The organism is Streptomyces sp. NPDC046900, from assembly GCF_040644975.1.
GTDB lineage: Bacteria > Actinomycetota > Actinomycetes > Streptomycetales > Streptomycetaceae > Streptomyces.
The window spans coordinates 1-7,534 of sequence record NZ_JBEYXD010000035.1 but is presented as its reverse complement, the minus strand read 5'-3'; the positions used below and the strand labels follow the sequence as shown (position 1 = coordinate 7,534).

The window sequence follows — 7,534 nt, the reverse complement described above, 5'->3', positions numbered from 1 at the left end:
TGGCACTCCGGCTCGTGGTGTGCCCCGGCTTCCCGATGGCACTCCGGCTCGTGGTGTGCCCCGTCTCCCGGACGGCACTCCGGCTCACGGCGTACCGCGTTTCGCCGACGGCACTCCGGCTCACGGCGTACCGCGTTTCGCCGACGGCACTCCGGCTCACGGTGTGCCCCGGCTTCCCGATGGCATTCCGGCTCGTGGTGTGCCCCGGCTTCCCGATGGCACTCCGGCTCGTGGTGTGCCCCGTCTCCCGGACGGCACTCCGGCTCGTGGGGTGCCCCGTCTCCCGGACGGCACTCCGGCTCGTGGTGTGCCCCGGCTTCCCGACGGCACTCCGGCTCGTGGGGTGCCCCGTCTCCCGGACGGCACCCCCGCTCGCGGTGTGCCCCGTCTCCCGGACGGCACCCCCGCTCGCGGTGTGCCCCGTCTCCCGGACGGCACCCCCGCTCGCGGTGTCCCTCGCCTTCCTCCCGACGGCACCCCCGCTCACAGTGTCCCCCACCTCCCCGACGGCACCCCGGGCCGCGGCACCCCCCAGGTCCGCGGCGGTCATCCTCAGCACCGTGAGTCCGGCGGCGGCTGGGGCGAGCTCAGGGGTGCGCCGGTGGCCACACAGGGGCCGCAGGCCGCACCGCCCGGCCGTGCCACGCCGCGTCTTCCCCAGCAGCGGTCGCAGTCCGGCGGCCCCCGCCAGGACTACATCGACGCCTTCGACAAGGACGACGACGTCTTCACGCCCCGCCGCGGTGCCACCGGTCCCGTTCCCCTCACCGACGACCGCCGTACCGGAACGGACACCGGGACCGACGACACGCCGGCGACCGAGGTCGAGGAGGAGCCGCGCAAGGCCAGGAGCAAGGGGCGTACGTTCGCCGGGATCGCGGCCGCCGCCGTCACCACCGTGCTCGCGGTCGTCGTCGCCGGCCAGTTCGTGAACGGGCGGGACGGCGCACCCGCCCGGTCCTCGGCCGCCACCGACCAGGCCCGCGACACGCATGGCTATGCCACCCGCGGCAACGGTCGTCCGACCCCCTCCACCTCGCCCGACGCGAAACCGCTGACGTACGAGCAGGCGATGGGCGAGAAGTACCCCCTCAGTGCCACGCTGAAGGGCTCGGGGAAGTTCTTCGCGGTCCCCGGTTTCGCCAAGGCGCCCGGCACGGGCCAGAAGTACACCTACCGCGTGGATGTGGAGAAGGGGCTCGGCCTCGACGGGGAACTGTTCGTGCAGGCGGTTCAGAAGACGCTCAACGACGACCGCAGCTGGGCCCACCACGGCGCCCGTACCTTCGAGCGCATCTACTCCGGCAAACCCGACTTCGTGATCACGCTCGCCAGCCCCGGTACCACCGCGGCCTGGTGTGCCAAGTCAGGACTGGACACGACGGAGGACAACGTCTCGTGCGACTCGGCCTCCACCGAACGCGTGATGATCAACGCCTATCGCTGGGCGCAGGGGTCGAAGACGTATGGTGACAAAATTCACGCCTACCGTCAGATGCTGATCAACCACGAGGTCGGCCACCGCCTCGGGTACGGCCATGTCAGCTGCCAGAAGGATGGCGAGCTGGCGCCGGTCATGCAGCAGCAGACGAAGTTCCTCGATCACGACGGAATCCACTGTCTGCCCAATCCCTGGCCCTTTCCCAGGAGTTGACGGGCAGCACTTTGGTCGCGTTGACATGCGCGCGGAGTTCGTTCATATTTCTCACCATGTCGTCCCGTCACGCCCTCAGCCGCGCCGCCATCGAGCTGGCGCTCATCGGCGTGACTTCGCTGTGCGTGGCCGACATCCACTGTTGCTGACGCCGCCCCAGGCGCTCGCGTCGCGATCTTGACCTTCTGCGTGACCTTTCGCACTGCCGATCGGTTCACGGTTTTCCGACGGCTCGGCGCCTGGCAGACGTGTGCTCATCTCCGTCTCACCATTCGTTCACTTGTCTCGTAGATCGAGACGCGCCTTCGAGAGGTTGTCATTCCGATGCGTCAACCGTCCGTCATAGCGCGCCGCCTGGCAGCGGCATCCGTCGGCCTGGCCGTGGTAGCGGGCGCCGCCGCCTGCGGGCCGAAGGACAACGGTGTCAAGGCTGCCGGTGGCGACTCCGCGCCGCACAAGGGCGGCACGCTGACCGTCCTGAACTCCGACCCGCAGCAGGACTTCGACCCGGCGCGCCTGTACACCTCCGGCGGCGGAAACGTCCCCTCGCTGGTCTTCCGCACCCTCACCACCCGCAACCGCGCGAACGGCGCGGCCGGCGCCAAGGTCGTCCCGGACCTCGCGACCGACACCGGGCGCCCCAGCGAGAACGCGACCGTGTGGACGTACACGCTGAAGAAGGGCCTCAAGTTCGAGGACGGCACCCCGATCACCTCGGCCGACATCAAGTACGGCATCGAGCGCTCCTTCGCCCCCGAACTCTCCGGCGGTGCCCCCTACCTGCGCGACTGGCTGGTCGGCGCCGCGGACTACCAGGGCCCGTACAAGGACAAGAAGGGCCTCGCCGCGATCGAGACCCCGGACGAGCAGACGATCGTCTTCCACCTGAACAAGCCCGAGGGCGAGTTCCCCTACCTGGCCACACAGACGCAGTTCACGCCCGTACCGAAGGCCAAGGACACCGGCACGAAGTACGAGGAGCACCCGGTCTCGTCGGGCCCGTACAAGGTCGTCGAGAACCAGAACGACGGTGAGCGGCTCGTTCTGGAGCGCAACACGAACTGGTCGGAGGACGACCAGCGCAAGGCCTACCCGGACAAGATCGACGTGCGCTCCGGGCTCGACTCCTCCGTGATCAACCAGCGGCTGTCGGCGTCCCAGGGCGCGGACGCCGCCGCGGTCACCACGGACACCAACCTCGGCCCGGCCGAGCTCGCCAAGGTGACCGGCGACAAGGAACTGGCCTCGCGCGTCGGTACCGGCCACTTCGGCTACACGAACTACATCGCGTTCAACCCGACGGTCAAGCCGTTCGACAACGTCAAGGTGCGGCAGGCGATCTCGTACGCCATCGACCGTTCGTCGGTCATCAACGCCGCGGGCGGATCCGCGCTGGCCGAGCCCGCGACGACGTTCCTGCCCGACCAGAAGTCCTTCGGCTACACGCCCTACGACCTCTTCCCGGCCGGCGCGGCGGGCAACGCGGCCAAGTCCAAGGAGCTGCTGAAGGAGGCCGGGTACCCGAACGGGCTGACGGTCACCCTGACCCACTCCAACAGCAAGGACTTCGAGACCAGCCCGGAGATCGCCACCGCGATCCAGGACGCGCTCAAGCAGGCCGGCATCACCGTCAACCTCCAGGGCCTGGAGGAGAACGACTACAAGGACAAGATCCACAGCGTCAAGACGGAGCCCGGATTCTTCCTCGCCCACTGGGGCGCCGACTGGCCGTCCGGCGGCCCGTTCCTCGCCCCGATCTTCGACGGCCGGCAGATCGTCAAGGACGGCGCGAACTTCAACACCGGCCTGCTGAACGACACGTCCGTCAACACCGAGATCGACGCGATCAACAAGCTGACCGACCTCGCCGCCGCCGCGAAGCGGTGGGGCGCCCTGGACAAGAAGATCGGCGAGCGGGCTCTGACCGTGCCGCTCTTCCACCCCGTCTACAAGCGCCTGTACGGCAAGGACGTCAAGGACATCGTGATCAGCGACTGGACCGGTGTGCTGGACGTCTCGCAGGTCGCGGTGAAGTAGCGCCGTGAGCGAGGCACTTGTCGCCTCTCAGGCCCCCGGGACGGACACACCCGTCCCGGGGGCCTCGGGGGCCCGTCTGTTCTGGCGGCGGCTGCGGGCGCAGCGCGTCGCCCTCGTCGCGGCGGGCGTCGTCGCGCTGCTCGTCCTGGTCGCGCTCGCCGCGCCGCTGCTCACCGCTCTCGAGGGCCAGGACCCGACCACGTACCACCCCACGCTCATCGACTCCGCCCGTGGCGGCGTCCCCGTCGGCTCCTTCGGCGGCATGAGCGCCGACCACTGGCTCGGTGTCGAACCGCAGACCGGCCGCGACCTGTTCGCCAGGCTGGTCTACGGGGCGCGCGTGTCACTCGGCGTCGCGCTCGCCGCGACCGTCGTACAGGTGGCCATCGGGGTCACGATGGGTGTCGCCTCGGCGCTCGGCAACCGATGGGTCGACCAGCTGCTCAGCCGCGCCACCGACATCATCGTCGCCATGCCGCTCATGATCATGTCGCTGGCGCTGCTCGCGATCGTGCCGTCGAGCTTTCCGCGGCCCGTCCTGGTAACCCTCGTCATCGGCCTGATCGCCTGGGGCAACATCGCCAAGATCGTGCGCGCGCAGACGCTCACGCTGAAGGGGCTCGACTACGTCTCCGCCGCCCGGCTCAGCGGCTGGGGCACCTGGCGGATCGCCCGGCGCGAGCTGCTGCCCGGTCTGGCCGCGCCCGTCATCACGTACGCCGCGCTGCTCGTCCCCACGAACATCTCGACCGAGGCGGCCCTGTCCTTCCTCGGTGTGGGCGTGAAGCCCCCGACACCGTCCTGGGGACAGATGCTCACAGCCGCCGACGTCTGGTACCAGGCGGCGCCGCAGTACCTGCTGCTGCCGGCCGGCGCCCTGTTCGTCACCGTCCTGGCGCTGACCGTCCTCGGCGACGGCGTGCGCACGGCGCTCGACCCGCGCGCGGCCTCCCGTCTGCGGATCGGCACGGGCCGCAAGAGCGAGGCCAAGGCAGACAAGGAGAAGACGGCATGAGCGGTCTCGGCGGATTCACCCTGCGCCGGGCCGTCGGCGCCCTGGTCACCCTGTTCGCCATATCGGTGATCATCTACGTGGTCTTCTACGCCACCCCCGGCAATGTCGCCCAGATCACCTGCGGCCCCCGCTGCTCGCCGGAGCAGGTGCACCAGGTGGCGCAGCAGCTCAAGCTCGGCGACCCGCTCTACCTGCGCTACTGGCACTTCCTCGAGGGCCTCTTCGTCGGTCAGGACTACTCGACGGGCACGTCGGTGCAGCACTGCACGGCGCCCTGCCTCGGGCTCTCCTACCAGAGCGACCAGCAGGTCCTGGACATCATCCTGACCAAGCTGCCCGTCAGTCTGTCGCTGGTCCTCGGCGCCATGGTCCTGTGGCTCGTCCTCGGTGTCGGCACCGGCATGCTCTCCGCGTGGCGGCGCGGCAGGCTCACCGAGCGGTTGCTGACCGGCATCACCCTGGCGGGTACCGCCACGCCGGTCTTCGTCATCGGCCTGGTTCTGATGATCGTCGTCTGCGGCGAGCTGCAACTGCTGCCCTTCCCGCAATACGTGAACTTCACCGACGACCTCGAGCAGTGGGCGTGGAACCTGCTGCTGCCGTGGTTGTCGCTCGCCCTGATCGAGGCCGCCTCGTTCGCCCGTCTGACCAGGGCGGCGATGCTGGAGACGCTCGCCGAGGACCACATCCGCACCTTCCGTGCCTACGGCGTCGGCGAACGCTCGGTCATCGGACGGCACGCCCTGCGCGGCGCGCTCGCGCCGGTCATCGCGCTGAACGCCAACAACGTCGGCTCCGCCGTCGGCGGCGCGGTGCTCACCGAGACGCTCTTCGGCCTTCCCGGCATCGGACAGGAACTGGTGCACGCGGTGGCGGTCGTCGACCTGCCGGTGGTCGTCGGCATGGTCCTGGTCATCGGCTTCTTCGTGGTCATCGCCAACGCCGTCGCCGACGTGCTCTACGCGGTGGCCGACCGACGGGTGGTACTGACATGAGCGACTCCAAGGCTGCGACGACGCCGCTGGTGGAAGTGACCGGTCTCGCCGTCGAGTTCGGTGATCTGCGCGCCGTCGACGGGCTCTCCTTCCGGCTCGCCAGGGGCGGCGCACTGGGTCTGGTCGGCGAGTCCGGTTCGGGCAAGTCCACCGTCGCCTCGGCGCTGCTCGGGCTGCACCGCGGCACGGGCGCCGTGGTGCGCGGCTCGATCCAGGTCGCCGGGACCGACGTGACACAGGCCTCCGACGACGAACTGCGGCGGCTGCGCGGCGGAAAGGCCGCGATGGTCTTCCAGGACCCGCTGTCGTCGCTGGACCCCTATTACGCGATCGGCGACCAGATCGCCGAGGTCTACCGGGTGCACACGCGAGTGTCACGGCGTGCGGCACGCGCGCGTGCCGTCGAAGTCCTCGACCGGGTGGGGATCCCGGACGCCGTGCGGCGGTCCCGTTCGCGCCCGCACGAGTTCAGCGGCGGTATGCGCCAGCGGGCCCTGATCGCCATGGCGCTCGCCTGCCGGCCCGAACTGCTGATCGCCGACGAACCGACCACCGCGCTGGACGTGACCGTCCAGGCCCAGATCCTCGACCTGCTGCACACGCTGCGGGAGGAGACCGGGATGGGGCTGCTGCTGGTCACGCACGACGTGGGCGTCGCCGCCGAGAGCGTCGACGAGGTGCTCGTCATGCGGCACGGCAGGGTCGTCGAGCACGGCCCGGTCGCCACCGTGCTGGGGGAGCCCCGCCAGGAGTACACGCGGGAACTGCTGGGCGCGGTGCCGCGCGTGGACGTGCCCAGGAACTCGCCGGGCTCCGCCTCGGACGAGATCGTCCTGGAGGCGGTGGGGCTGCGCCGTGAATTCGGCCACGGCTCACGGCGCTTCGCCGCCGTGGACGACGTGTCGCTGACGCTCCGGCGCGGCGAGACCCTCGGCGTCGTGGGCGAGAGCGGCAGCGGGAAGACCACCCTCGGGCGCATGCTGGTCGGGCTGCTGCAGCCGACGGCCGGCGAGGTCCGCTACGAGGGCGGTGTGCGGACCGGGGTGGGCCCGGCCGTGCAGATGGTCTTCCAGGACCCCGTCTCCTCCCTCAACCCCCGCCGCAGCGTGGGCGAGTCGATCGCCGACCCGTTGCGGGCACGCGGCCTCGGCCGCAGCCGGGAGTGGGGGAGGGACGAGCAGAGCATCAGGCACCGCGTGCGGGAGCTGCTCGAGCGTGTGGGGCTCGACGGGGTGCACTACGACCGCTACCCGCACGAGTTCAGCGGTGGGCAGCGGCAGCGCGTCGGCATCGCCCGGGCGCTCGCCGCCGACCCCAGGGTCATCGTCTGCGACGAGCCGGTCTCCGCGCTCGACGTCACCACCCAGGCCCAAGTCGTCGCCCTTCTGGGCGAGTTGCAGCGCGAACTCGGCCTGTCGCTGGTCTTCGTGGCGCACGACCTCGCCGTGGTACGTCAGGTCAGCGACCGGGTCGCGGTGATGCGCCAGGGGCGGATCGTCGAGTACGGTCCTGCCGACGAGGTGTACGAGTCGCCCCAGGACCCCTACACCAAGCAGCTCCTGGCCGCCGTCCCCGCCCTCGATCCGGCCGTGGCGACCCAGCGGCGCAGCGCGCGCAGGGAGTTGGCGACGGCGTGAGACCCCTTCGTGCGGACGGCACGGGACCGGCCCGCTTCGCAACGCAAAGTAGTCCCCTGGTCTCCTAGCGCGAGCGAACGCGCTCCGCGCGGGAAAGTTACGTCCGTTCACCCCTTTTGGTGGCGCGATGGACAACCGTCCCTACCGCCCCCCGCCAAAACGCCAACCGTAGTACCGCGGCGAGCTGGCGGGGGCC

The 7,534-nt window shown here is 70.3% G+C and carries 6 protein-coding genes; all 6 read left to right on the top strand.

Going from position 1 to position 7,534, the window contains the following annotated elements:
* Positions 1 to 55: 55 nt before the first annotated feature.
* Positions 56 to 1,654: a DUF3152 domain-containing protein gene (locus ABZ904_RS28390; RefSeq protein ID WP_361826286.1), complete on the top strand. Its 1,599-nt coding sequence runs from the start codon at positions 56 to 58 to the stop codon at positions 1,652 to 1,654.
* A gap of 56 nt (positions 1,655 to 1,710) precedes the next feature.
* Positions 1,711 to 1,803 (top strand): Ms4533A family Cys-rich leader peptide, encoded by a 93-nt coding sequence (locus ABZ904_RS28385; RefSeq protein ID WP_359396613.1) that lies wholly within the window; start codon positions 1,711 to 1,713, stop codon positions 1,801 to 1,803.
* 175 nt (positions 1,804 to 1,978) lie between these two features.
* Positions 1,979 to 3,691 carry an ABC transporter substrate-binding protein gene (locus ABZ904_RS28380; RefSeq protein ID WP_360998744.1) on the top strand — a complete coding sequence of 571 codons (1,713 nt, stop codon included), beginning with the start codon at positions 1,979 to 1,981 and terminating at the stop codon, positions 3,689 to 3,691.
* Between the two features lie 4 nt (positions 3,692 to 3,695).
* Entirely contained in the window at positions 3,696 to 4,706 is a 1,011-nt protein-coding gene (locus ABZ904_RS28375; RefSeq protein ID WP_359396609.1) for an ABC transporter permease, read from the top strand.
* Positions 4,703 to 5,701, top strand: a complete 999-nt coding sequence (locus tag ABZ904_RS28370) for an ABC transporter permease (protein WP_359396606.1) — start codon at positions 4,703 to 4,705, stop codon at positions 5,699 to 5,701. The genes ABZ904_RS28375 and ABZ904_RS28370 overlap by 4 nt, the downstream gene beginning before the upstream one ends.
* Entirely contained in the window at positions 5,698 to 7,338 is a 1,641-nt protein-coding gene (locus ABZ904_RS28365; RefSeq protein WP_359396604.1) for an ABC transporter ATP-binding protein, read from the top strand. The genes ABZ904_RS28370 and ABZ904_RS28365 overlap by 4 nt, the downstream gene beginning before the upstream one ends.
* Positions 7,339 to 7,534 lie beyond the last annotated feature (196 nt).

Coding starts and splice junctions, on each gene's coding strand:
- ABZ904_RS28385 (WP_359396613.1), top strand. CDS start 1,711: ATGTCGTCCCGTCACGCCCTCAGCCGCGCCGCCATCGAGCTGGCGCTC.
- ABZ904_RS28380 (WP_360998744.1), top strand. CDS start 1,979: ATGCGTCAACCGTCCGTCATAGCGCGCCGCCTGGCAGCGGCATCCGTC.
- ABZ904_RS28370 (WP_359396606.1), top strand. CDS start 4,703: ATGAGCGGTCTCGGCGGATTCACCCTGCGCCGGGCCGTCGGCGCCCTG.
- ABZ904_RS28365 (WP_359396604.1), top strand. CDS start 5,698: ATGAGCGACTCCAAGGCTGCGACGACGCCGCTGGTGGAAGTGACCGGT.